The sequence below is a fragment of the Prosthecomicrobium pneumaticum genome, from assembly GCF_014199915.1.
In the GTDB taxonomy this organism is placed as follows: Bacteria; Pseudomonadota; Alphaproteobacteria; order Rhizobiales; family Kaistiaceae; genus Prosthecomicrobium; species Prosthecomicrobium pneumaticum.
The window spans coordinates 33425-56118 of the sequence record NZ_JACHOO010000003.1; the positions used below are offsets into that span (position 1 = coordinate 33425).

Genomic DNA, 22694 nt, shown 5'->3' on the forward strand with positions numbered 1-22694 from the left:
CTATAGACTGACCCGGGGCATGGGGGATGTGTGAGCGGTCGATGGACATCGAACGGCTGCCGATCGACGGCGTGGTGTTGATCCGCCCGCGTCGGATCGGCGATTCCCGCGGCTTCTTCGCCGAGACCTTCCGGCGCGATCGTCTGGTCGCCGAAGGCCTGCCTTGCGACTTCGTGCAGGAGAATCACTCCCTGTCGCGCCGGGTCGGCACGTTGCGCGGGCTGCACTATCAGCTTCCGCCGCGGGCGCAGGCGAAGCTCGTCCGCGTGGTGCGCGGCGCCATCCTCGACGTCGCGGTCGACATCCGGCGCGGCTCGCCGAGCTATGGCGGCCACGTCAAGGCGGTGCTGTCGGCGGAGAACGGCCATCAGCTCCTGGTTCCCGTCGGCTTCGCGCACGGCTTCGTCACGCTCGAGCCCGATACCGAGGTCGTCTACAAGGTGAGCGACGTGTATGCGCCGGCCGAGGACCGCGGCGTGCTGTGGAGCGATCCGGCGCTCGGCGTCGGCTGGGGCGTCGCGTCCGACGCGGTGCACCTCTCCGACAAGGACCGCGCCCTGCCGCCGCTCGCCGCGGCGGAGAACCCCTTCCTGTTCGAGGCCGCCACGGCATGAAGACCGTTCTCGTCACCGGCGGGGCCGGTTTCATCGGTTCGTCGCTCTGCCGGCATCTGATCGCCGCCACGGACTGCCGGGTCGTCAATTTCGACCTGCTCACCTATGCGGCGAATCCGGCATCGCTCGCGCCGATCGAAGGCGATCCGCGCTATGCCTTCGTCAGGGGCGACATCCGCGACGCGGAAGCGGTCGCCGCCGTCTTCGAGCGTTACCGGCCCGATGCGGTGGTGCATCTCGCCGCCGAGAGCCATGTCGACCGTTCGATCGCGGGTCCGCTCGCCTTCGTCGAGACCAATGTGCTCGGCACCGGCGTGCTGCTCGACCAGGCGACGCGCCATCGCGACCGGCTGCCGGCGGAGGCGCGCGACGGCTTTCGCTTCGTCCATGTCTCGACCGACGAGGTGTTCGGCTCGCTCGGGTCCGACGGCGCCTTCCACGAGGAGACGCGCTACGATCCGTCCTCGCCCTATTCGGCCTCGAAGGCGGCGTCCGACCATCTCGCCGCGGCCTGGTGGCGGACCTATGGGCTCGGCACGATCGTCACCAATTGCTCGAACAATTACGGCCCCTGCCAGTTTCCCGAAAAGCTGATCCCGCTGATGATCCTCAACGCGCTCGAGGGACGGCCGCTGCCGGTCTATGGCGATGGCGGCCAGGTGCGCGACTGGCTGCACGTCGAGGACCACGCCGCGGCGCTCGCCCGCGTGCTCGAGGCGGGCGAGCCCGGCAGCCGCTATGCGATCGGCGGCAATGCCGAGCGGACCAATCTCGCCGTCGTGCACGCGATCTGCGACACGCTCGACCGGCTGCGTCCGGACGGGGCCGGACGGCGGGGCCTCGTCTCCTTCGTCGCCGACCGGCCCGGCCACGACCGGCGCTATGCGATCGACGCGACGCGGATCGGTCGCGATCTCGGCTGGCGCCCGGCCCGCAGCTTCGAGGACGGCCTCGCGGCGACCATCGCCTGGTATCTCGACAACCGCGCCTGGTGGGAGCCGCTCCGCCGTTCCGTCTACAAGGGGGAACGGCTGGGTCTCCTCGCCGCCGCGCAATGACGCGGCCGGTCCTCGTCGCCGGCCGCACCGGTCAGGTCGCCAGGGCGCTGCAGCGCGCGGCCGTTGCACGCGGCGTGCCGCTCGTCGCGCTCGGCCGGCCCGATCTCGACGTCACCGATGCCGCCTCGATCGCGGCCGCGCTCGCCGCGCACCGGCCCTCCCTCCTCGTCAATGCCGCGGCCTGGACCGCGGTCGACCGCGCCGAGACGGAGGAGGCCGCCGCCTTCGCGGTCAACGCCGAGGGGCCGCGTCTCCTCGCTCGTGCCGCCGCGGCGGCGGGGATCGGTTTCATCCACCTGTCCAGCGACTATGTGTATGACGGCGGTGGTAACAATCCGCGGGACGAGAGCAATCCGGTCGCCCCGCTGTCCGCCTATGGCCGCTCCAAGGCGGCGGGCGATGCGGCCGCGCTCGACGCCTACGCCGAAGGCACGGTGATCCTGCGGACCTCCTGGGTGCACGATCCGGAAGGCCAGAACTTCATCCGCACCATGCTGCGGCTTTCGCAGGAGCGCGCGGTGATCCGCGTCGTCGCCGACCAGCACGGCGCGCCGACCGCGGCATCGAGCCTCGCCGCCGCGATCCTCGCCATTGCCGCGGCGATCGAGGCCGAGGGTCTCGCCGGGCGGGCCGGCGTCTTCCATGCCGCCGATGCCGGTTGCACGAACTGGGCCGAGATCGCCCGCACCGCGCTCGCCGAGGGCCGCGCCTTCGGCCTGAAGGCGGCCCGGATCGAAGAGATTTCGACCGCCGACTATCCGACGCCGGCGCCCCGGCCGCTCAATTCCCGGCTCGACTGCCGCCGCCTCGCCGAAACATGGGGCATCGTCCTGCCGGACTGGCGGCAGGGCGTCGCGGCGACCATCCACGGCATCATGAAGAAAAGCGAAGAAGGTCAGGGATGAAAGGGATCATTCTCGCCGGCGGGCGCGGCACGAGGCTCTATCCGGCGACGGTCGCCGTCTCCAAGCAATTGCTGCCGGTCTATGACAAGCCGATGGTCTACTATCCGATCTCGACGCTGATGCTTGCCGGCGTGGGCGAGATCCTCGTCATTTCGACGCCGGAGGCGCTGCCGTTGTTCGAGCGGCTGCTCGGCGACGGCTCGGCCTGGGGCATGCGCTTCGCCTACGCGGCGCAGGCCGCGCCGAACGGGCTCGCCGAGGCGCTCCTGATCGGCGAGGATTTTCTCGGCGGCGAGCGCTGCGCGCTGGCGCTCGGCGACAACATCTTCCACGGCGCCGGCCTGACCGGCCAGCTGCGGCGGGCGGCGGCCTTCGAGGAGGGCGCCGTCATCTTCGCCGCCGAGGTCGACGATCCGACGAGCTTCGGCGTCGTCAGCTTCGACGCGGCCGGCCGGGCGGTCGAGATCGTCGAGAAGCCGAAAGCGCCGAAGAGCCACTGGGCCGTGACCGGCCTCTATTTCTACGACGGGACGGCGTCGCAGAAGGCGCGCCGGCTGCAGCCTTCGCCCCGCGGCGAACTCGAGATCACCGATCTCAACCGGCTCTATCTCGAGGAGGGCGGGCTCGCCGTCGAGCGTCTGCCGCGCGGCACGGCCTGGCTCGACACCGGCAGTTTCGAGAATCTGGCCGCAGCCGGGCATTTCGTTCAGGTCATGGAGCAGCGGCAGGGGCTGAAGATCGCCTGTCCCGAGGAAATCGCCTGGCGGGCGGGCTTCATCGACGACGATCACCTCGCCGGCCTCGCCCGCCAGCACCCGAACGAATATGGCCGCTATCTCACGAAGCTGCTGCGGGAGCGTCCGGGCGGCGGCGTGCTCGGCTCTTGAGAAGCGGCCGCAGCCGCGCCTTCGCCGCCGCCTCGATCGCATCGAGCCGCGCGGCGAGCGCGAGGCGACGTTCGCCGCCTTCCGGGCCGATCACGAGGCTGCCGAGCCGCATCCGCCCGGGCCAGAGCGGCTCGATCATCGGATGTCCGGGCACGGCGAGCGAATCGATCCGCTGGATGGCCGGGCCGGCGAAGAGGAGTGGCGGCGCCGCGAGCATCAGCTGCACGCCGGGCGAAAAGCGGGCGAAGCGCTCGTCATAGGCGATCTTCCAGGTGACCGCCGTGTCGCCTATCCGCCAGCAGGCGAGCATGGCGAGCGGTTGCGCGTCGAGCCACAGTCCCAGAAGAACCGCCGTGCCGTCGATCAGGCCAGTCGCGAGCGCGGCGCGGGCGAAGGCGGCCGTCCTCGGCCGCGAGCGCAGCGCCGTGCCGCCGGTGCCCTTCCAGCCCGCCGCCTCGAGCGCCAGGAAGGCTTCGATCGCCGGCAGCGCTTCTCCGCCGCCGACCGCCGCGATGCGAACCTCGCCGAGCGCCGCGAGCTGGCGGAGCTGGCGCTGATAGTCCTTGCGCCGGCGGCCCGGCAGAAGTGATCGCACGTCGCCGTCCGGCACGGCGTCGCGCTCGAGCATGGCGCGCGCCGCACGCCGCAGCGTGACGACCGGCCGGCCGGCATCCGCCGCGGCGGCACGAAGGGCTTCCGCAGCCGCCCCCTCGAGCGGCAGATGGGGAAACACGAGGAGGTCGGACCCTGCGGCCCCCATGGCGTCGAGCAGCGCCGCGGCCGCTGCGACCGGCTCGGTCGCGTCGAGCAGCGGGACGCCGCGCGGGGCATAGGGGTGGGTCCACAGGGCGGTCGCCGGTATCATCCGGCCGATCCGGACCGGCCGGACCGGGGCGAGCGCGGTGAGCCGGCCGTCGCTGTCATGGGCGAGGGCGAGGCGGACCGAAGGCGGCGCGAAGTGATCGAGCGCGGCGCCGAGAAAGGCGGGCGCGAGGAGCGGGTTCGCCTCGACCGATGCCGCGGCGAGCTCGCGCCAGTCCGGCCGGGCGCGAAGGGGGTCGACGAGATCCGCCGCGCGCCTCATCGCGCCGTCGTCGTCAGCCGGGCGCCGCGCATGGCGTCGACGATCGAGGAGCGCAGGCCGATCAGAAGCCGTGCCGCGAGATAGACGAGGATCGCCTCGGCGGCGAGGGTCGCCGTGGTGGCGGAGGCTGCGCCGGCCAGCCCGAAGCGTGGTACGAGGATGAGATTGAGGCCGAGATTGAGGAAGAAGCAGGCCGAATAGATCGCTGCGCAGGCCTTCTGCCGGCCGGCCATGGTGAGCGCGGCCTCGGCCGGGCCGATCGCCGCGCGGGCGAGCACGCCGAGCGACAGCACGAAGAGCAGCGGGTAGCCGGCGTCGAAATTCGGGCCGAACAGGCCGAGCAGGAACCGCCCCGCTACGAGAACGCCGGCGACCATCAGCACCGAGGGCCAGAAGGTCCAGATGAGCCCGTCGCGCAGGATACCTTCGAGCCGCGGCCGGTCGCCGGCCGCGAAATACTGCGCGAAGCGCGGCATGGTCGCGGAACGGACCGCGAAATAGACGATGTGAACGAGGGCGAGCGTCTTTGCCGCGGCGTAATAGACGCCGGCATCTTCGGGCGCCATCATCTGGCCGACGACGAGGATGTCGACATTGAGGAGCAGGCCGTAGAAGGTCTCGGCGAGAAAGACCGGCCAGATCGTCGTCGCCCACAGGCGCGGCGCGTAGCGGCGTCGCCCGCGCGGCACGGCGCGCCGGACCCGGATCTCGATGGCGAGGTTCTGCGCGAAGGTGACGAGCCATGTCGCGGCGACCGCCGCCGTCATCGCGGTCGGCGCTGTCGCCGGCGCACCGAGCGCGATCGCCCCCGCCATCGCGGCGAGCAGCACGAGCGGGCGGCCGATGAAGGTCGGCCAGAGCGCCAGCGTCGACCAGCTGAAGCCGTTCGCGACGCCGCTGCCGATCTCGGCGAGGGCGAGCATGGGCAGGCAGACCGCGCCGAGATAGAGCGGCAGCACGTAATGGCTCGCCAGCCGGTCGCCGAAGAGCCAGATCCCGAGGATGCCGAGCGCGGCGAAGAGCGTGGCGGAGGCGAGGCCCTGCAGCCGGCTCGCCCGCAGCACGCCGCGCAGCAGCGCCGCCTCGCCGGTCTCCTGATAATGCGGCACGAAGCGGATGATCGCGACCTGGGTGCCGAGGCAGGCGATGCCGCCGAGCGTCACCACCGCGACCCAGACGACGACGAAGACGCCATACTCGAAATCGCCGATCCAGCGCGCCATCAGCACCTGGCTGAGATAGGCGATGGCCGCCGATGCGACCCGCACGACGAAGGCGGCGAGCGCCATCCGCCGGGCGACGAAGAGGCCTTCGCTGCCGCCGAGCATCCTGTCGAGCGTCGCCGCGACGGGCGCGAGCCGGCGCGCCACGGCCGCCGGAGCACGCCGTTCGAGGAGGGCGACGAAAGAGGGCACGGCCGGCCGGGCTCCGCGAAGGTGCTCCGGGACGGGCGGCGCCGGTCCGGCGCGGAGCGGCCGCCGGCGGCGCCTCTACATGAACCGGAAGGGGAGGCCCGACAAGAGCGCGCGCAGTTGGTGCGGTCGCTGGTAGAGCCCGTTGAGCGAGACGCGCGGCAGCGCGGTCGGCTGTCGCATGCGCCGGGCGGTGAGGACGCCCGGTCGCGTCGTCACGGCGAGCGAAAAGCCCGCCTCCGCGGCGGCTTGGAACTCGCGCGCGCCGGCGAAGCCGTAAGGGTAGGCGAAGCTCGCCGGCCGATGGCCGGTCACGCCCGCGATCGCGTCGGCCGAGCGGGCGAGCTCCGCGGCGAGCCGGGCGGGCGGGACGCGGGGGAGCGCGACATGGCTGACGGTATGGGCGCCGAACCGGGCGAGCGGGTCGGCCGCGAGGGCGGCGAGCCCGGCCGCGTCGAGGGTGAGTTCGGCCGTGAGGGCGTGCGGGTCGATGCCGTGATCCACCGCCGCCCGGTCGAGCGCCGCGACGGCGGCGTCCTCGTCGCCCTTCAACACCAGGGCGGCGATTTCGGCGAAGGCCCGGTGGCGGTCGGCCGGCGTGGCGAGCGGCAGCGTGAGCGCTCGACGGCCGAGATCGAGCCGCAGCGGATGCGGCAGGCCGACGAGCCGTTCGGCCGTCTCCCACCACAGCGTGTGGGTGCGGGCGAAGAACCCTTCGGTGAGGAAGATCGTGTAGGGCACGCCGTGCCGGCGGAACACCGGCGCCGCCCATTCGGCATTGTCGCGATAGCCGTCGTCGAGGGTGAAGACGACGAAGCGCCGCTCTGGCTCCTCTGCGAGGCGGCGCGGCAGGTCGTCGAGCGCCGCTGGCGCGAAACCCATGCCGCGTGCCAGCGTGATGGCGGCGTCGAGCCCCTCCGGCGTCACCGAGAGATGGGCGTTCGGTCCGCTTTCGTGCGCGCCCCGCGTCCGGACGTGATGAAGCGTGAAGATGATGCCGCGGCCCGCGGCCGAAGGCAGGAAGGGCGCCGCAGCCGCGGTCGCGGCGAGCCCGGTGCGAAGCAGGACGGGTTTGAGGGCCGGCTTGACCAGGCGGAGCGCCGCACCGATCGCCATCGCAGCCTCCCTAGCGCAGCTTGAGGACACGCCGGACGAGCACGCGCCAGGCAGTGAGCGGCAGGTCGACGAGCCCGGGCAGCGGGTCGTCGGCGGCGAAGGCGGCGAAGGCGCGCACCCGGCCGAGCGAGCGCAGATAGGCGCGCGGCCCGAGCGCACCGCGGCCGACGAGGCGGAGCGCCGCGGCGAGATCGCGGGCGAGATAGATCCAGGCGACGCCGGTGCGCGCCGTGGCGACCGGGCGACCCGGTGCGGGCGCCGCATCCGCGGCGAGCAGGGCGCCGAGGTCGAGCCCCGCCGCGGCGGCGAGGCCGAACCATGACCAGGGCCGCGGGTTGGCGTCGAGCAGCCGCAGGCGGCCTTCGGGATCGCGCTTGAACTCGACCTCGATCAGGCCGTGATGGCGCGTCGCGGCGAGCAGGCGGCGGGCCGCGGCGGCGACATCGGGCGCATCGACGGTCTCGACACAGGTGCTCGTATAGCCGAAATCGATCGGGTATTGCCGCAGCCGCCGCGCCGTGAACTCGGCGACGGGCACACCGTCGCGCCACAGGCCGGCATAGGAATACTGGCTTTCGCCGCCGCCGGGGATCAGCTCCTGCACGACGATATCGTCGGCGTTCATCTCGCCCGATGCCTCGGCGAAGAGGGCGGCGAGCGTCGCCGCATCGTCGATGCGGATGACCTTTGCCCGCGCGAGACGGCTGCGGCCGCCGCCCATGGCGGGCTTCATGACGACCGGGAAGCGGATCGCCGCGGCGTCGCGCCCGTCCGCCCGCCAGACGCGGGGATAGCCGAGCCCGAGCGCCTCGGCCTGGCCGTAGAGGCGCGGCTTCTCGCAGAGCACGCGAAGCGTCTCCCACTCCGGCAAAGTGAGGCGAAAGTGTCCCGCGAGGAGGGTGGCGTTCCGCGACACGAAGCGGACGTCGGCATCGGAGGCGGCGACGAGCAGGAAGCCCGCCAGATCGTGGCGCTCCGCGGCGGCGATGAGGAAGGCGAGCGCGCCGGGATCGTCCGGCCCCGCCCATGCGAGCGTCCGCGTCACCCGGCGCGACCAGGACGGCAGCGGGGAATCGTCGCTCACGCGCCAGACCGCGAGGCCCCGTCTGGCGAGGCTGCGGGCGAGCGCGAGCGTGCCGTGTGCGCCGCCGAGGATGACGGCGCCGCGCGGCGCCGGTCGGGACCCATCGAGCGGGGGAGTGGACGATTGCGGGGGGCGAGGGGACAACGGGCAGCCGGCAGTCGGGTGGAGGGCTCTCCTCCGCGATCACGCCGTTCTGGCGCAGGCCTTCATAGCAGAGCGCCGCCCGCCTTGCGAACCCGCCGGCGGGGGGCTAGGAGCGGGAGCAACCGTTCCCGGCGTTGCTGGCCCGACGCCGGCCCCCCTCCCCCGCTCGCCGGAGAGGGCCTCGCATCCTGGCGAGCGAAGCGAGGTTCGATGCGGAGGGTGAGGGTGTCCTGTTTCGTCAACCGAGAGAAGGCCCTCACCTCGGCCCTCTCCCACTCGGCTCGGCTGTTGCCGAGCCGAGCGCGGAAAAGGCGAAGTCGGCAACAGCCGACTTCCCCGGCGGGAGAGGGGGCGGCGCCCGTCCGATCGGAGGGTGGCGGATGAGCCAGGACGATTGCCGATCGCCCGTTCCGGACCGCGTGCTCGACTGCCGCGGGCTCGCCTGTCCGCTGCCGGTGCTGAGGGCGCGCAAGGCGCTCGCCGGGCTCGCAGCGGGGAAGACGCTGCTCGTCGAGGCGACCGATCCGATGGCGGCGATCGATCTGCCGCATCTGGCGCGGCAGGACGGTCACGTCCTGTTGCACCAGGAGCGCGACGGCCCGGCCGAACGGCCGGTGCTGCGCTTCCTGATCCGCCGCGGCTCAGGCGCCGGGCCGGCCTGAGAGCGCCAGCGGGTTGTCGAGGAGCGCGGCGAGATCGGCGGTGTCGGCCCGCGGCGCGCCGGTGAAGGCGGCGAGCAGGTCCTCGACCGCGCCCGCCTCGAGATCGCGGCCGATCAGCACGAGGCGCGAGCGGTGGTCGGCGTCGGGCCACACGGCGAGCGTGACGGGCGGATGGAACAGCGTCTGCACGGCGTGCAGCACGACCGGCCGGCCGGGCTGTTCGGCGACATCGACGATCGCCTTCAGGCGCAGCAGCCGGTCGCCGAGAAAGGCCGAGAGCCGCTCGAGAAACGCCTCCAACTGTCCCGCCGCGATCGGCCGGTCGCGCAGCGCGACATGGGCGCGGATGCGCGCATCGTGACGGTTGACGTCGTGATGTTGGTGATGATGGTCCGCCGCCTCGACGGCGAGCCAGCCGCGCACCGCCTCCGGCTTGGCGGCGAGCGAGAACGGCCCGGCGGCGAAGAGCGCATCGGAATTGGCCGCGCCCGTGGCGGCCTCGAGAACGGGCACGCCCGGATTGAGCGCCTCGATCCGCGCCTTCAGCGCCGCGGCATCGGTGCCGCCGAGATCGGTCTTCGACAGCACGACGCGATCCGCCACGGCGACCTGCTTGCGCGCCTCCTCATGCGCGTCGAGCGTCGCGCCGCCATTCACCGCGTCGACCACGGCGACGACGCCGTCGAGCCGGTAGCGCAGCGACAGATAGGGGTGAAGGAGCACCGATTGCAGCACCGGCACCGGGTCGGCGAGGCCGGTGGTCTCGATGACGACGCGGTCGAGCCTGGCGAGACGGGCGTTGTCGAGCCCGCGCAGCAGGTCTTCGAGCGTCGCGACGAGCGTGCTGCGGATGGTGCAGCAGAGGCAGCCGGAGGCGAGTCCGATCACGCCGTCCTCGGCGCCGGCGAGGAACAGGTGGTCGAGGCCGATCGAACCGAACTCGTTGACGATCACCGCCGTGCCGGCGAGCGCCGGATCGGCGAGCAGGCGGTTGAGCAGCGTCGTCTTGCCGGCGCCGAGAAAGCCGGTCAGCACAGTGAGCGGGATCGGCGGCTTGCGGGGCCGCACGCCGTTCATTGCAGCGGCGCGATGGCGAGCGGCGCATCGCCGCCGGCATCGCCGAGCGCCTCCGAATCGAAAGGCTGGCCGATGACGATCTCGCGGCCCGCCGCAGTCGGCCGCGGCCGGGGTCGGGGCGTCGCGGTCGATCCGCCCGCTCCGCCCGCCACCGTCGGCGTGGCGGCGGTCTGGATCGTCCCGAGCGTCGTCACCGTGACCGGATCGCGCAGCACGAAGCGCGGCTCGAGCGCGCTGCCGCCCTTCGGACCCTCCTCGACGAGCAGATCGTCCGGCCCCTCGTCGCTCTGCGGGGCCTTGCGGCAGATCGCGTCGCGCAGGTCGACCGGGGTGGGCTGCGGCGAGGCGCCGCGGAACCCGGCGAGGCTCGGCCGGCTGCCCGGAAGCGCCAGGCTGCCGAAGCCCTTGTTGAGCAGGCGGGCGGCCATTTCCGAACGGTCGGCGGCGGACGGGGCGCCGAGCACCACCGCCATCAGCATGTGGCCGTCGCGCCGGGCGGTGGCGACGATGTTGAAGCCGGAGGCGCAGATGAAGCCGGTCTTCATGCCGTTCGTGCCGCGATAACGCTCGAGCAGGGCGTTCTGCGAGCGCAGCACGCGCTTGCCGGCGCGGATCGCCGGAATGGAGAAGAGGTCGCGCCGCTCGGGAAAGTCGGTCCACAGCGCGCGGGCGAGCACGGCGAGGTCGCGCGCCGTGGTGATCTGGCCCGGATCGGGCAGGCCGTTCGGGTTGTGATAGCGGGTCGAGCTCATGCCGAGCCGGGCCGCCTCGCGGTTCATCATCGCGACGAAGCCCTCCTCGCTGCCGCCGACCGTCTCGGCGATCGCCATCGCGATGTCGTTCGCCGAGCGGACGATCATCATCTTCAGCGCGTCGTCGATGGCGATGCGGGTGCCGGCGCGGAATCCCATCTTGCTGGGCGGCTCGCCGAGCGCATGGGCCGAGACGATCACTTCGGTATCGGGCTTCAGCGTGCCGTCGCGCAGCGCCTTGAAGGTGACATAGGCGGTCATCAGCTTGGTGATCGAGGCCGGATACCAGAGCTGGTGCGGATTGCGCGCGGCGAGCACGGCGCCCGAATCGACGTCGACCACCATATAGGGCGTATCGAGTGCCCGGGCCGAGGCGATGGCGAGGAGAAGGAAGGCCGAGAGGGCCGCGAGAAGCCTTGCGGGGAATCGCATCACGTTCGGTCCGGTCCGTCTCTGACGTCGGGGGGTCGGCGGCGCCCTCTTCTGAGGGGAGGTTCGGCCGTGCGCCGCACTCTGATACCTCAATACCGCGATTTTGGCAAAAGCCCGGTCGGCTGGTGCCCGGGCTGCGTCTCCCGCCGCCATCGGTCTTTGCCTCTGCGGTGTGCAATGTGCTCAGTTTGCGGGCGGCGAGGCCGCGTTGCCGTCGGACGTGAGGCCCGTCATGTGTGCTTTCGTGCAGCGGCCCGCGCCTTGCAAACGATCGGCCTCGGGCCGCGAGACGGGCAGCACCGGGTCGTCGGACCCGCGGGATCGGATGGAGACGGGATGCGGAGTGTCGACGAGGCGGCGGCGGGCGGCGGCGGGGCGGTGGCCCTCGAGCGCGCGCGCGGCCATGCCCGCGTCGTGTTCCGCAGAACGGACGGCCGGGACCGGCTCGACACCTTTTATCAGCAGGGCTGCGCCAAGGTGCGCCTGCCGCGGGTCGAGCCCGGCCGGCCGCCGGAAGCCGTGCTGATCAACACATCCGGCGGTATCACCGGCGGCGACGTGCTGCTCTATGAGGTCGAGGCGCAGGCGGGAGCATCCCTCGTCGCGACCACCCAGGCCGCCGAGCGGATCTATCGCCGGTCGGCCGGAATCGGCGTCGTCGAGAGCCGACTTGCCGCGGGCGACGGCGCCCGGCTCGACTGGCTGCCGCAGGAAACGATTCTCTTCGACGGGTCGGCGCTGTCGCGCCGGCTCGAGGTCGATCTCGGCGCCGGTGCGGCCTTCACGGCCATCGAGAGCCTCGTCTTCGGCCGTACCGCGATGGGCGAGACCGTGCGGGATGTGGCCCTGTCCGATCGCTGGCGGATCCGGCGCCAGGGCCGGCTCGTCTATGCCGACGGTGTGGCGATCGAGGGCGATGCCGCGGCCGTGCTCGAAGGCGGCGCGACCGGCGGCGGGGCGCGGGCGGTCGCGACCATCCTGCAGGTGGCCGAGGGGGCGGCCGAGCGGCGCGATGCTGCGCGCGATCTCGCCGCCGGCCTGCCGGGCGAGATCGGCGTCAGCGTCTTTGCCGGGCTGATCGTCTTCCGTATCCTCGCCGTCGACGGCCGGGCGCTGCGGGCGGCGACCGTCCCCATCCTCGAATTCCTGTGCGGCAGGCCGCTGCCGCGGGTCTGGCATTGCTGATGTTCGGAGAGAGCCGATGAATCTGACGCCGCGCGAGAAGGACAAGCTGCTCGTCGCCATGGCGGCGATCGTCGCCCGCAAGAGGCTCGAGCGCGGCGTCAAGCTCAACCATCCCGAGGCGATCGCCCTCATCACCGATTTCGTCGTCGAGGGCGCGCGCGACGGTCGCTCGGTCGCCGATCTGATGGAGGCGGGCGCCCATGTCGTCACCCGCGCGCAGGTGATGGAGGGCGTCGCCGAGATGATCCACGACGTCCAGGTCGAGGCGACCTTCCCCGACGGGACGAAGCTCGTCACCGTTCACGAGCCGATCCGGTAGGCCGATGCTCGCGCTGCGCCCCAATTGCGAGTGCTGCGACCGCGACCTGCCGCCCGAAAGTCGCGACGCCATGATCTGCAGCTTCGAGTGCACCTTCTGCGCCGATTGCGCGACCGGCGTGCTCGCCGGTGCCTGCCCGAATTGCGGCGGCGAGCTGGTCCGCCGGCCGGTCCGGCCGGCCGGAAAGCTGACGCGTTTCCCCGCCTCCGCCGAGCGGGTGGTGAAGGCCGGCGGCTGCGCCCCGGCCCTGTCCTGACGAGCGAGGAGGATCGACGATGATTCCCGGAGAGATCATGCCCGCCGCGGGCGAGATCGAGCTGAACGCCGGCCAGCCGACCGTGACGATCGAGGTGTCGAACACCGGCGACCGGCCGGTCCAGGTCGGCAGCCACTATCATTTCTTCGAGACGAACGGCGCGCTCGCCTTCGACCGCGACAAGGCGCGCGGCATGCGGCTCGACATTGCCGCCGGCACGGCGGTCCGCTTCGAGCCGGGCCAGACCCGCAGCGTCACGCTCGTCCCCTATGGCGGCGGACGGACGATCTACGGCTTTCAGCAAAAGGTCATGGGCGGCCTGTGAGGAGAGCCGTGATAGACTGCCGGACCGGGCGCAGCGCGGGAGGTTCGAGCGATGCCCAGCTTCACGGCGAAGGTGGCCGAGGACGGGTCGGTGCGGTTGCCGCCCGAACTGCGGGAGAGGCTCGGCATCGAGCCGGGTGCCGAGGTCGAGTTCTTCGTGACGCTCGACGGCCATGTCTATTTCCACCATCTGACGGACGGCTTCCCCGAACTCGGCAAAGCCCGACGGCCGCCGCTCTCGCCCCGCGAGATGGACGAGGCGATCGCCGATCATCTGGCAGCGAAGAACGCGCCGCGCCGCCGGGGAAGCCGGTCTGCGGCCGAATGATCGGCCTCGACACCAATGTGCTGGTCCGTCTCTACGCCGCCGACGACGCGGCGCAGCGCCGCCGGGCGCTCGACCTCATCGAAGCGCTTCCCGATGGGGAGCACGCCGTCGTCAACATCGTCGTGATCGTCGAACTGATGTGGACGCTGCGGCGGGCCTACCGGTTCGATGCCGACAGCCTCGCCGTCGTGGCGCGCCATCTGACCGAGCATGTACGTCTTTTCGTTCCCGAGAAGGATCTGCTGCGCGAGGCGGTGCACCGTGCGCGCGAGACCGGGGGGGACATCCCCGACCACCTGATCGCGCTTCTCAACCGCCGCCATGGCGCGGCGGTGACCTACACATTCGATGCCGGTGTCGCGAAAGCCGAAGATTTCGCCTTGCTCCGCAATTGAAGGGACCGCCGCCATGCCCGCGAAGATCTCCCGTTCGGCCTATGCCGCGATGTTCGGCCCCACCGTGGGCGACAGGGTGCGGCTCGCCGACACCGATCTCGTCGTCGAGGTCGAGAAGGATCTGACGACCTATGGCGAGGAGGTGAAGTTCGGCGGCGGCAAGGTGATCCGTGACGGCATGGGCCAGTCGCAGCGCACCCGCGCCGAGGGCGCCGTCGACACCGTGATCACCAATGCGCTGATCATCGACACATGGGGCATCGTCAAGGCCGATGTCGGCCTCAAGGACGGGCGGATCGTGGCGATCGGCAAGGCCGGCAATCCGGATGTGCAGCCGGGCGTCGACATCGTCATCGGCCCGGGCACCGAGGCGATCGCCGGCGAAGGCAAGATCCTGACGGCCGGCGGCATGGACGCCCACATCCACTTCATCTGCCCGCAGCAGATCGACGAGGCGCTCTATTCCGGCCTCACCACCATGCTCGGTGGCGGCACCGGCCCGGCGCACGGCACGCTCGCCACCACCTGCACGCCCGGCCCCTGGCACATCGCCCGGATGATCCAGGCGATGGACGCCTTCCCGATGAACATCGCGCTCGCCGGCAAGGGCAATGCCTCGCTGCCCGGCGCGCTCGTCGAGATGATCGAGGCCGGCGCCTCCTGCCTGAAGCTGCACGAGGACTGGGGCACGACCCCGGCGGCGATCGACAACTGCCTCTCGGTCGCCGACGACTACGACGTGCAGGTGATGATCCACACCGACACGCTGAACGAATCCGGCTTCGTCGAGGACACGATCGCGGCGCTGAAGGGCCGGACCATCCACGCCTTCCACACCGAGGGTGCCGGCGGCGGCCATGCACCCGACATCATCAAGGTGGCGGGCCTCGCGAACGTCATCCCGTCCTCGACCAATCCGACCCGGCCCTACACCGTGAACACGCTCGAGGAGCACCTCGACATGCTCATGGTCTGCCACCATCTCGACGCCTCGATCCCCGAGGATGTCGCCTTCGCCGAGAGCCGCATCCGCAAGGAGACGATCGCGGCGGAGGACATCCTGCACGACATCGGGGCGTTCTCGATCATCTCCTCGGACAGCCAGGCGATGGGCCGCGTCGGCGAGGTGATCATCCGCACCTGGCAGACCGCGCACAAGATGAAGCAGCAGCGCGGCCGGCTGCCGGAGGAGACGGGCGACAACGACAATTTCCGCGTCAAGCGCTACGTCGCCAAATACACGATCAACCCGGCGATCGCGCACGGCCTGTCGCAGCACATCGGCTCGATCGCGGTCGGCAAGCGGGCGGACCTCGTGCTGTGGTCGCCGGCCTTCTTCGGCGTCAAGCCGGACATGGTGCTGATCGGCGGCTCGATCGCCGCGGCGCCGATGGGCGATCCGAACGCCTCGATCCCGACGCCGCAGCCCGTGCATTACCGGCCGATGTTCGGGGCGTTCGGCAAGGCGCTCACCGCCTCCTCGGTCACCTTCGTCTCCAAGGCCGCGGCGGCGAACGGGCTCGCCGGCCGGCTCGGCGTCGAAAAGGCGCTGGTGCCGGTCGAAAACACCCGCGGCGGCATCTCCAAGGCCTCGATGGTGCTGAATTCCGCGACGCCGACGATCGAGGTCGACCCCGAGACCTATGAGGTGCGCGCCGACGGCGAACTCCTCACCTGCCAGCCGGCGAAGAGCCTGCCGATGGCGCAGCGCTACTTCCTGTTCTAAAATCGGGGGCATGAGCACCAAGCCGAAGCTCGCCGAACGGCCGTCGAATGTTCCCGTCGCGCATGAGACGGACTTTTTTGCGTGGGCGAAGAGCCAGGCCACGGCTCTCGAACAGCGGCGGACCGAGCAGCTCGACTGGGATCATCTCGCGGATGAGATAAAGAGCTTGGCGAACAGCGAAAAGAGCGAGATCGAAAGCCGTCTCGCCGTGCTGCTGCAGCATCTTCTGAAGTGGGACTACCAGCCTTCGGGCCGGAAGACGGGCTGGCGGGCGACTATCTTCGAGCAGCGCAAGAGAATAGCCAAGCGGCTTCGCGAGAGCCCGAGCCTGAAGATCCATTCCGCCGAAGTGCTGGAGGAGGAATACGGGACGGCCGTGCTCTACCCGGCCGACGAGACGGGGCTCCCGGTTTCGGCCTTCCCGGCACGCTGCCCCTATACGGTCGAGCAGGTTCTCGATCCGGACTTCTTTCCGGGCGCGGAACGATGAGCGGGGTCTGCCGATGAGCACGAAAGCGGCGACGCGCAACGCCTCCGGATATGACGCGGATTTCTACGCCTGGACGCAGGACCAGGCGGAGCATCTGCGCCGGCGGCGGCACGACGAGATCGATTGGGAGAACGTCGCCGAGGAGATCGCGAGCGTGGGCCGATCGCAGCGGAGCGAAATCCGCGGCCGGCTCGCCCTGGCATCCCGAAGACCCGTTGGGCGACTGATGGCATGATCCGCGCTTTGTCCGTCTCGCCCGCCGGCTCGTGGTCCGGCGCCCCGGCCGATACCGTCGTGCTCGATTTCGACGCCCGCCACCGGCGGCGGATCGCCATGGCCGGCAGGGGCGGAACCTTCTTCCTGCTCGACCTGCCGGAGGCGGTCGCCTTGAAGCACGGCGACGGGCTTCTGCTCGAGGACGGCCGCGTCGTCGCCGTCGAGGCGGAGGCGGAGGCGCTCGTCGAGGTGAGCGCACAGGACGCCGCCCATCTCGTGCGCATCGCCTGGCATCTCGGCAACCGGCATCTGCCGACGCAACTGCTCGGCGACCGCCTGCGGATCCGGCGCGACCATGTCATCGAGGCGATGCTCGCCGGTCTCGGCGCGATCGTCACCCCGGTCTCCGCGCCGTTCGATCCGGAGGGCGGCGCCTATGGCCATGGCCGGGTGCACGGCCACGATCACGGGCACCATCATGGCTGACGGCGCTGTCGCGCCGGCGGCGCTCGAGGACCGCGTCGATCCCGCGGCGTTGCACCGGCTGCTCGCCTGGCTGTCGCCGTCCTTCCCGGTCGGGGCCTACACCTACAGCCACGGCCTCGAATGGGCGATCGAGGACGGCACGGTCGCCACCGCCGCCTATCTGCGCGCCTGGATCGGCGCCCTGCTCGCCCATGGCGCCGGCCGGTCCGACGCCATCCTCTTCCGCCATGCGCACGCCGCGGCGGCGCGGGGCGACGGTGCCGGACTCGCCGCCATCGCCGAACTCGCCGAGGCCTTCCAGCCTTCCGCCGAGCGGCGTCTCGAGGCGAATGCGCAGGGCCGCGCCTTTCTCGGGGCCATCCGCGCCGCCTGGGACGCGCCGGCGCTCGAGGGGCTCGCCGCGGCGCTCGAGCCCCTCGAGGGGCCGACCTATGCCGTCGCCGTGGCGTCGGCCGCCGCGGCGCACGGCGTTCCGGTCGAGCCGGCGCTGCACGCCTTCCTCGCCGCCTTCGTCGCCAACATCGTCTCGGCCGGCATCCGCGCCGTGCCGCTCGGCCAGACCGACGGGCAGCGGATCATCGCCGGTCTCGGCCCCGAGGTCGCCGCGGCGGTGGCGGCGAGCCGCGGCCGCCCGCTCGACGATCTCGGCGGCGCGGCGTTCCGCGCCGACATCGCCAGCATGAAGCACGAAACCCAGTATACGAGGCTGTTCCGCTCATGACCCGCTCGCTCAACGGACCCTTGCGCGTCGGCGTCGGCGGCCCGGTCGGCTCCGGCAAGACGGCGCTGATGGATGCGCTCTGCAAGGCGCTCCGGGACCGGTTCGACATCGCCGCGATCACCAACGACATCTACACCAAGGAGGACGCCGAGTTCCTGACCCGTTCGGGCGCGCTCGAACCGGACCGCATCATGGGGGTGGAGACGGGCGGCTGCCCGCACACGGCGATCCGCGAGGACGCCTCGATCAATCTCGCCGCGGTCGCCGATCTCAACAAACGCTTCCCCGGCCTCGACGTGATCCTGATCGAATCGGGCGGCGACAATCTCGCGGCCACCTTCTCGCCCGAGCTCGCCGACCTGACGATCTACGTCATCGACGTCTCGGCGGGCGACAAGATCCCGAGGAAGGGCGGCCCCGGCATCACCCGCTCCGACCTCCTCGTCATCAACAAGATCGATCTCGCGCCGATGGTGGGGGCCTCGCTCGAGGTGATGGACCGGGACGCGAAAAAGATGCGGGGCCAGCGGCCCTTCGTCTTCACCAATGTGCGGTCCGGCCACAATGTCGGTGAGGTCGTCGCCTTCATCGAGCGGGCGGGCGGCCTCGCCCGCGCCGCCTGAGCCACGCCGCCGCGCTCGCCACGGCCCGATCCCTGCATGGCGTCGGCCGTTGCGGGCGGGCTATAGTCGTGGTCGCGTTCCAAGGAGCCGTCATGCCGATCATCAACCGTGTCGCGGAGTTCCATGAGGAGGCCGTGGGCTGGCGTCACGAGCTGCACCGCCATCCCGAGATCCTGTTCGACGTGCACCGCACCGCTGCTTTCGTCGCCGCGCGGCTCGGAGAATTCGGCGTCGACGAGATCGTCACCGGGCTCGGGCGAACCGGCGTCGTCGGCGTCATCCGGGGCAATCGCGGTCCGGGCGGCACGATCGGGCTGCGTTCCGACATGGATGCGCTGCCGATCGAGGAGGCGACCGGCGCCGCCTACGCCTCCACCATTCCGGGCGCCATGCACGCCTGCGGTCACGACGGCCATGCCGCCATGCTGCTCGCGGCGGCGCGCCATCTCGCCGAGACGCGCAATTTCGCGGGCACCGCGGTGGTGATCTTCCAGCCGGCGGAGGAGGGCGGCGGCGGCGGCCGGGAAATGGTCGAGGACGGGCTGATGGAGCGCTTCGGCATCGACCAGGTCTATGGCATGCACAATCTGCCCGGGCTCGATGTCGGCCGCTTCGCCATCCGCAACGGCCCGATCATGGCCTCGACCGACGAGTTCAACCTGACGATCCGGGGCCGCGGCGGCCATGCGGCCCGGCCGCAGGAGACGGTCGACACGGTGATGATCGGCGCGCAGCTCGTCGGCGCGATGCAGACGATCGTCTCGCGCACCGTCGATCCGCTCGATTCGCTGGTCGTCTCGGTAACGAAGTTCCATGCCGGCGACGCGCACAACGTCATTCCGGAGACCGCGCGGCTCGGCGGCACGGTGCGCACGCTGAAGGCGGAGACGCGCGATCTCGCCGAGCGGCGGATCCGCGAGATCGCCGCCGGCGTCGCCGCGGCGCACGGCGCGATCATCGATGTCGAATACAACCGGAACTATCCGGTGACGCGCAATCACGCCGCCGAGACGGGCTTCGCCGCGGAGGTGGCGGCCGAAGTGGTCGGCGCGGACCGTGTCTCCACGGAGGCCGCGCCGATGATGGCGGGCGAGGACTTCGCCTATATGCTCGAGGCCCGGCCCGGCGCCTTCATCTTCATCGGCAACGGGCCGAGTGCGGGTCTGCACAACCCGCACTACGATTTCAACGACGCGGCGCTGCCCGTCGGCGCGTCCTACTGGGTGAGGCTGGTCGAGCGGGCGCTCGCACCCGGCTGAACCGTGCCGTGACCGGCGGGCGGGCTCTTCCATAGCGAGAAGAGCACGCCGCCGGCCAGAATCGCGAGGGTGAGGCCGAGCGAGATCGCCGGATCGACCTTGCCCCAGATCTGGTTGACGAAGATCTTGCCGCCGACCACGACGAGCAGCAGGGCGAGCGCGTATTTCAGATAGTGGAAGCGGTGCACCATCGCCGCGAGCGCGAAATAGAGCGCGCGCAAGCCGAGAATGGCGAAGATGTTGCTCGTATAGACGATGTAGGGGTCGGTGCTGATGGCGAAGATCGCCGGCACGCTGTCGACCGCGAAGACCACGTCGGCGAACTCGATCGCGACGAGGGCGAGGAAGAGCGGTGTGACGAAGGTCTTCATCCGGCCGAGCGCATCCGGCCGCCGGACGAAGAAGTGGTGTCCGTCGAGCTCCGGGCTCACCGGCAGGATGCGCCGGGCGAGCCGGATCGGCCGGCTCTGCGAGATGTCCTGCGGCGCCTCGTCGGCGAAGAACATGCGGACGCCCGTCACGACGAGGAAGGCGCCGAAGACATAGAGGATCCAGTCGAAATTCTCGACGAGGGCGACGCCCGCCGCGATCATGATACCGCGCAGGACGAGCACGCCGAGAATGCCCCAGAACAGCACCCGGTGCTGATAGGCGCGCGGAATGGCGAAGGCGGCGAAGATGAGCGAGATGACGAAGACATTGTCGAGGGCGAGCGACTTCTCGACGACGAAGCCGGTCAGATAGGCAAGGCCCGCCTCGCGACCGTGATCGACCCAGACCCAGGCGCCGAAGGCGAGCGCGACGGCGATGTAGAAGGCCGACATGACGAGGCTTTTTCGCACGCCGATCGTCTCGTCGCGGCGATTGAAGAGACCGAGATCGAAGACGAGCAGCGCGACGACGATACCGAGGAAAAGAAGCCACGCACCGACGGGCTTGCCGAGGAAGTCCGCGGCGACCAATTGAAGAAGCTGATCCATTCGGGAAAGGACACTCGGTCGCCGCGCAAACGGGGAAGAAGGTCCGACATCACGGTGGGCGACCCACACCGTCAGAGGGGCCCGGACCCCGGTCACGTCGACGGAGATGGGGCGCCGCTGTGACGGAGGCAAGAGGGGACGGCGCGAAAGCTCTGCTCGCGCGAAAGTTTCTCGACAATTCCGGCCGGACTGTGCGACCACCGTCTGCCCCCGACGAGCCGATCGAACGGCTTTCACCACCCAAAGAGGGCGACCCTCGGAGACGACCCATGCCTGCCTATCGTTCCCGCACCACGACTCACGGCCGCAACATGGCCGGTGCGCGCGGCCTCTGGCGCGCCACGGGCATGAGGGAGGGCGATTTCGGCAAGCCGATCATTGCGGTGGTGAACTCCTTCACCCAGTTCGTGCCGGGCCACGTCCATCTCAAGGATCTCGGCCAGCTGGTCGCCCGCGAGATCGAGAAGGCCGGCGGCGTCGCCAAGGAATTCAACACGATCGCGGTCGATGACGGCATCGCGATGGGGCATGACGGCATGCTCTATTCGCTGCCGTCGCGCGAGATCATCGCCGACTCGGTCGAATACATGGTCAACGCGCATTGCGCCGACGCCATGGTCTGCATCTCGAACTGCGACAAGATCACCCCCGGCATGCTGATGGCCGCGATGCGGCTCAACATTCCGGCCGTGTTCGTCTCGGGCGGCCCGATGGAGGCCGGCAAGGCGATCATCGGCGGCCGCCAGGTCGCGCTCGATCTCGTCGATGCGATGGTCGCGGGCGCCGACGACCGGGTCTCCGACGCCGATGTGCAGCTGATGGAGCAGAACGCCTGCCCGACCTGCGGCTCGTGCTCGGGCATGTTCACGGCCAATTCGATGAACTGCCTCACCGAGGCGCTCGGTCTCTCGCTGCCCGGCAACGGTTCGACGCTCGCCACCCATTCGGATCGCAAGCGCCTGTTCGTCGAGGCCGGCCACCTGATCGTCGACATCACCCGCCGCTACTATGAAGAAGAGGACGGGAGCGTTCTGCCGCGCGCCGTCGCGTCGAAAGCCGCCTTCGAGAATGCGATGACGCTCGATATCGCGATGGGCGGCTCGACCAACACCGTGCTGCACATCCTCGCCGCGGCGAACGAGGGCGGCATCGACTTCACGCTCGACGACATCGATGCGCTGTCGCGCCGCGTGCCGGTGCTCTGCAAGGTCGCGCCGGCGAAGCAGGACGTCCATATGGAAGACGTCCACCGCGCCGGCGGCATCATGGCGATCCTCGGCGAACTCGGCCGCGCCGGCCTCCTCAACCTCCACAGCCCGACCGTGCACGCCGCGACGCTCGGCGAGGCGATCGCCCGCTGGGACATCCGCCAGACCAATTCGGAGAGCGTGCGCGAATTCTTCCGTGCGGCGCCCGGCGGGGTGCGGACCGAGGTCGCCTTCAGCCAGTCCTCGCGCTGGGACGAGCTCGATCTCGACCGCCAGAAGGGCGCCATCCGCGACGCCGAGCATCCCTTCTCGAAGGATGGCGGCCTCGCCGTGCTGACGGGCAATCTGGCGCCGGACGGCTGTGTCGTGAAGACGGCGGGCGTCGACGAGTCGATCCTCAAATTCACCGGGCCTGCGGTCATCTTCGAGAGCCAGGACGCGGCGTCGGAAGGCATCCTCAACAAGAAGGTGAAGGCGGGCGACGTCGTCGTCATCCGCTATGAGGGGCCGCGTGGCGGGCCGGGCATGCAGGAGATGCTCTATCCGACGAGCTATCTGAAGTCGCGCGGCCTCGGCAAGGCCTGCGCGCTCGTCACAGACGGCCGCTTCTCCGGTGGCACGTCGGGCCTGTCGATCGGCCATGTCGCGCCGGAAGCGGCCTCGGGCGGCGCGATCGCTCTCGTCGAGCCGGGCGACCCGATCGAGATCGACATCCCGAACCGCACGATCCGCATCGCCATCCCGGACGAGGAACTCGCCCGCCGCCGCGCCGCGATGGAGGCGAAGGGCGCGGCGGGCTGGAAGCCGGCGGAGAAGCGCAAACGCAATGTGACGACGGCCCTCAAGGCCTACGCCCTCCTCGCCACCAGCGCCGACAAGGGCGCCGTGCGCGACGTCTCGAAGCTCGGTTAGGCACCCGCCCCTCTCCCGCTTGCGGGAGAGGGCTTCCGG

General features: G+C 70.7%; 26 protein-coding genes. 19 read left to right on the forward strand and 7 right to left on the reverse strand.

From position 1 onward, the window contains the following. Positions 1 to 41: 41 nt before the first annotated feature. From rfbC to rfbA, 4 genes are read left to right on the forward strand one after another with little or no spacing between them, the layout of a single operon-like run. The gene (rfbC, locus tag GGQ63_RS07210; RefSeq protein WP_183854171.1) at positions 42 to 614 is read left to right on the forward strand and encodes a dTDP-4-dehydrorhamnose 3,5-epimerase; all 573 of its coding nucleotides are present in this window, start codon (positions 42 to 44) and stop codon (positions 612 to 614) included. Beyond that, complete coding sequence (gene rfbB, locus GGQ63_RS07215) at positions 611 to 1672, forward strand: dTDP-glucose 4,6-dehydratase (RefSeq protein ID WP_183854173.1); 1062 nt, start codon at positions 611 to 613, stop codon at positions 1670 to 1672. The genes rfbC and rfbB overlap by 4 nt, the downstream gene beginning before the upstream one ends. Then, complete coding sequence (rfbD, locus tag GGQ63_RS07220; RefSeq protein ID WP_183854176.1) at positions 1669 to 2577, forward strand: dTDP-4-dehydrorhamnose reductase; 909 nt, start codon at positions 1669 to 1671, stop codon at positions 2575 to 2577. Before rfbB ends, rfbD begins: the two co-directional genes overlap by 4 nt. After that, the gene (gene rfbA / locus GGQ63_RS07225) at positions 2574 to 3464 is read left to right on the forward strand and encodes a glucose-1-phosphate thymidylyltransferase RfbA (protein WP_183854178.1); all 891 of its coding nucleotides are present in this window, start codon (positions 2574 to 2576) and stop codon (positions 3462 to 3464) included. The genes rfbD and rfbA overlap by 4 nt, the downstream gene beginning before the upstream one ends. Here rfbA and GGQ63_RS07230 read toward each other — a convergent pair. The 4 genes from GGQ63_RS07230 to GGQ63_RS22000 form a co-directional block, all read right to left on the reverse strand. Then, a complete protein-coding gene (locus GGQ63_RS07230) occupies positions 3415 to 4548 on the reverse strand; it encodes a GNAT family N-acetyltransferase (RefSeq protein ID WP_183854180.1) in 1134 nt (377 codons plus the stop codon). The genes rfbA and GGQ63_RS07230 overlap by 50 nt on opposite strands. Next, a complete protein-coding gene (locus GGQ63_RS07235; RefSeq protein WP_343061107.1) occupies positions 4545 to 5963 on the reverse strand; it encodes a lipopolysaccharide biosynthesis protein in 1419 nt (472 codons plus the stop codon). The genes GGQ63_RS07230 and GGQ63_RS07235 overlap by 4 nt, the downstream gene beginning before the upstream one ends. A 75-nt stretch (positions 5964 to 6038) precedes the next feature. Beyond that, positions 6039 to 7076, reverse strand: a complete 1038-nt coding sequence (locus GGQ63_RS21995; protein ID WP_246429680.1) for a polysaccharide deacetylase family protein — start codon at positions 7074 to 7076, stop codon at positions 6039 to 6041. Between the two features lie 10 nt (positions 7077 to 7086). Continuing rightward, a complete protein-coding gene (locus GGQ63_RS22000; protein WP_343061109.1) occupies positions 7087 to 8160 on the reverse strand; it encodes an ATP-grasp domain-containing protein in 1074 nt (357 codons plus the stop codon). Between the two features lie 524 nt (positions 8161 to 8684). Between GGQ63_RS22000 and GGQ63_RS07245 the strand changes: the two genes are divergently transcribed. Beyond that, complete coding sequence (locus tag GGQ63_RS07245; protein WP_183854182.1) at positions 8685 to 8966, forward strand: sulfurtransferase TusA family protein; 282 nt, start codon at positions 8685 to 8687, stop codon at positions 8964 to 8966. Here GGQ63_RS07245 and GGQ63_RS07250 read toward each other — a convergent pair. Together GGQ63_RS07250 and GGQ63_RS07255 are read right to left on the reverse strand one after the other, a co-directional pair. After that, positions 8946 to 10043 (reverse strand): CobW family GTP-binding protein, encoded by a 1098-nt coding sequence (locus GGQ63_RS07250; RefSeq protein WP_183854183.1) that lies wholly within the window; start codon positions 10041 to 10043, stop codon positions 8946 to 8948. The genes GGQ63_RS07245 and GGQ63_RS07250 overlap by 21 nt on opposite strands. Next, the gene (locus GGQ63_RS07255) at positions 10040 to 11227 is read right to left on the reverse strand and encodes a D-alanyl-D-alanine carboxypeptidase family protein (protein ID WP_246429705.1); all 1188 of its coding nucleotides are present in this window, start codon (positions 11225 to 11227) and stop codon (positions 10040 to 10042) included. Before GGQ63_RS07255 ends, GGQ63_RS07250 begins: the two co-directional genes overlap by 4 nt. Before the next feature lie 336 nt (positions 11228 to 11563). Here GGQ63_RS07255 and GGQ63_RS07260 point away from each other — a divergent pair, with 336 nt between their 5' ends. From GGQ63_RS07260 to GGQ63_RS07320, 13 genes are all read left to right on the forward strand, one after another. Further along, positions 11564 to 12412, forward strand: coding sequence for an urease accessory protein UreD (locus GGQ63_RS07260; protein ID WP_183854187.1), 849 nt, complete (start codon positions 11564 to 11566; stop codon positions 12410 to 12412). A 16-nt stretch (positions 12413 to 12428) separates the two neighbouring features. Beyond that, positions 12429 to 12731 carry an urease subunit gamma gene (locus GGQ63_RS07265; protein ID WP_183854189.1) on the forward strand — a complete coding sequence of 101 codons (303 nt, stop codon included), beginning with the start codon at positions 12429 to 12431 and terminating at the stop codon, positions 12729 to 12731. Between the two features lie 4 nt (positions 12732 to 12735). Then, positions 12736 to 12987 carry a DUF1272 domain-containing protein gene (locus GGQ63_RS07270; RefSeq protein WP_183854191.1) on the forward strand — a complete coding sequence of 84 codons (252 nt, stop codon included), beginning with the start codon at positions 12736 to 12738 and terminating at the stop codon, positions 12985 to 12987. A 19-nt stretch (positions 12988 to 13006) separates the two neighbouring features. Next, a complete protein-coding gene (locus GGQ63_RS07275) occupies positions 13007 to 13312 on the forward strand; it encodes an urease subunit beta (RefSeq protein WP_183854193.1) in 306 nt (101 codons plus the stop codon). Positions 13313 to 13363: 51 nt separating this feature from the next. Beyond that, entirely contained in the window at positions 13364 to 13639 is a 276-nt protein-coding gene (locus GGQ63_RS07280; RefSeq protein WP_183854195.1) for an AbrB/MazE/SpoVT family DNA-binding domain-containing protein, read from the forward strand. After that, positions 13636 to 14034 carry a type II toxin-antitoxin system VapC family toxin gene (locus GGQ63_RS07285; protein WP_183854197.1) on the forward strand — a complete coding sequence of 133 codons (399 nt, stop codon included), beginning with the start codon at positions 13636 to 13638 and terminating at the stop codon, positions 14032 to 14034. The genes GGQ63_RS07280 and GGQ63_RS07285 overlap by 4 nt, the downstream gene beginning before the upstream one ends. Before the next feature lie 13 nt (positions 14035 to 14047). After that, on the forward strand, positions 14048 to 15760 hold the full coding sequence (gene ureC, locus GGQ63_RS07290) for an urease subunit alpha (RefSeq protein WP_183854199.1): 1713 nt from the start codon (positions 14048 to 14050) through the stop codon (positions 15758 to 15760). Between the two features lie 10 nt (positions 15761 to 15770). Beyond that, positions 15771 to 16250 (forward strand): DUF29 domain-containing protein, encoded by a 480-nt coding sequence (locus tag GGQ63_RS07295; RefSeq protein ID WP_183854201.1) that lies wholly within the window; start codon positions 15771 to 15773, stop codon positions 16248 to 16250. 13 nt (positions 16251 to 16263) lie between these two features. Further along, positions 16264 to 16485: a DUF29 family protein gene (locus tag GGQ63_RS07300; protein WP_183854203.1), complete on the forward strand. Its 222-nt coding sequence runs from the start codon at positions 16264 to 16266 to the stop codon at positions 16483 to 16485. Beyond that, a complete protein-coding gene (locus tag GGQ63_RS07305; RefSeq protein ID WP_183854205.1) occupies positions 16482 to 16952 on the forward strand; it encodes an urease accessory protein UreE in 471 nt (156 codons plus the stop codon). The genes GGQ63_RS07300 and GGQ63_RS07305 overlap by 4 nt, the downstream gene beginning before the upstream one ends. Next, positions 16945 to 17673, forward strand: coding sequence for an urease accessory protein UreF (locus GGQ63_RS07310; protein WP_183854207.1), 729 nt, complete (start codon positions 16945 to 16947; stop codon positions 17671 to 17673). The genes GGQ63_RS07305 and GGQ63_RS07310 overlap by 8 nt, the downstream gene beginning before the upstream one ends. Beyond that, the gene (ureG, locus tag GGQ63_RS07315; protein ID WP_183854209.1) at positions 17670 to 18296 is read left to right on the forward strand and encodes an urease accessory protein UreG; all 627 of its coding nucleotides are present in this window, start codon (positions 17670 to 17672) and stop codon (positions 18294 to 18296) included. Before GGQ63_RS07310 ends, ureG begins: the two co-directional genes overlap by 4 nt. 92 nt (positions 18297 to 18388) lie before the next feature. Further along, complete coding sequence (locus tag GGQ63_RS07320; RefSeq protein ID WP_183854211.1) at positions 18389 to 19555, forward strand: M20 aminoacylase family protein; 1167 nt, start codon at positions 18389 to 18391, stop codon at positions 19553 to 19555. Here GGQ63_RS07320 and GGQ63_RS07325 read toward each other — a convergent pair. Beyond that, on the reverse strand, positions 19513 to 20535 hold the full coding sequence (locus GGQ63_RS07325; RefSeq protein WP_183854213.1) for a TerC family protein: 1023 nt from the start codon (positions 20533 to 20535) through the stop codon (positions 19513 to 19515). The two genes, GGQ63_RS07320 and GGQ63_RS07325, sit on opposite strands and share 43 nt — an antisense overlap. Before the next feature lie 269 nt (positions 20536 to 20804). Between GGQ63_RS07325 and ilvD the strand changes: the two genes are divergently transcribed. Continuing rightward, complete coding sequence (gene ilvD, locus GGQ63_RS07330; protein WP_183854215.1) at positions 20805 to 22655, forward strand: dihydroxy-acid dehydratase; 1851 nt, start codon at positions 20805 to 20807, stop codon at positions 22653 to 22655. Positions 22656 to 22694 lie beyond the last annotated feature (39 nt).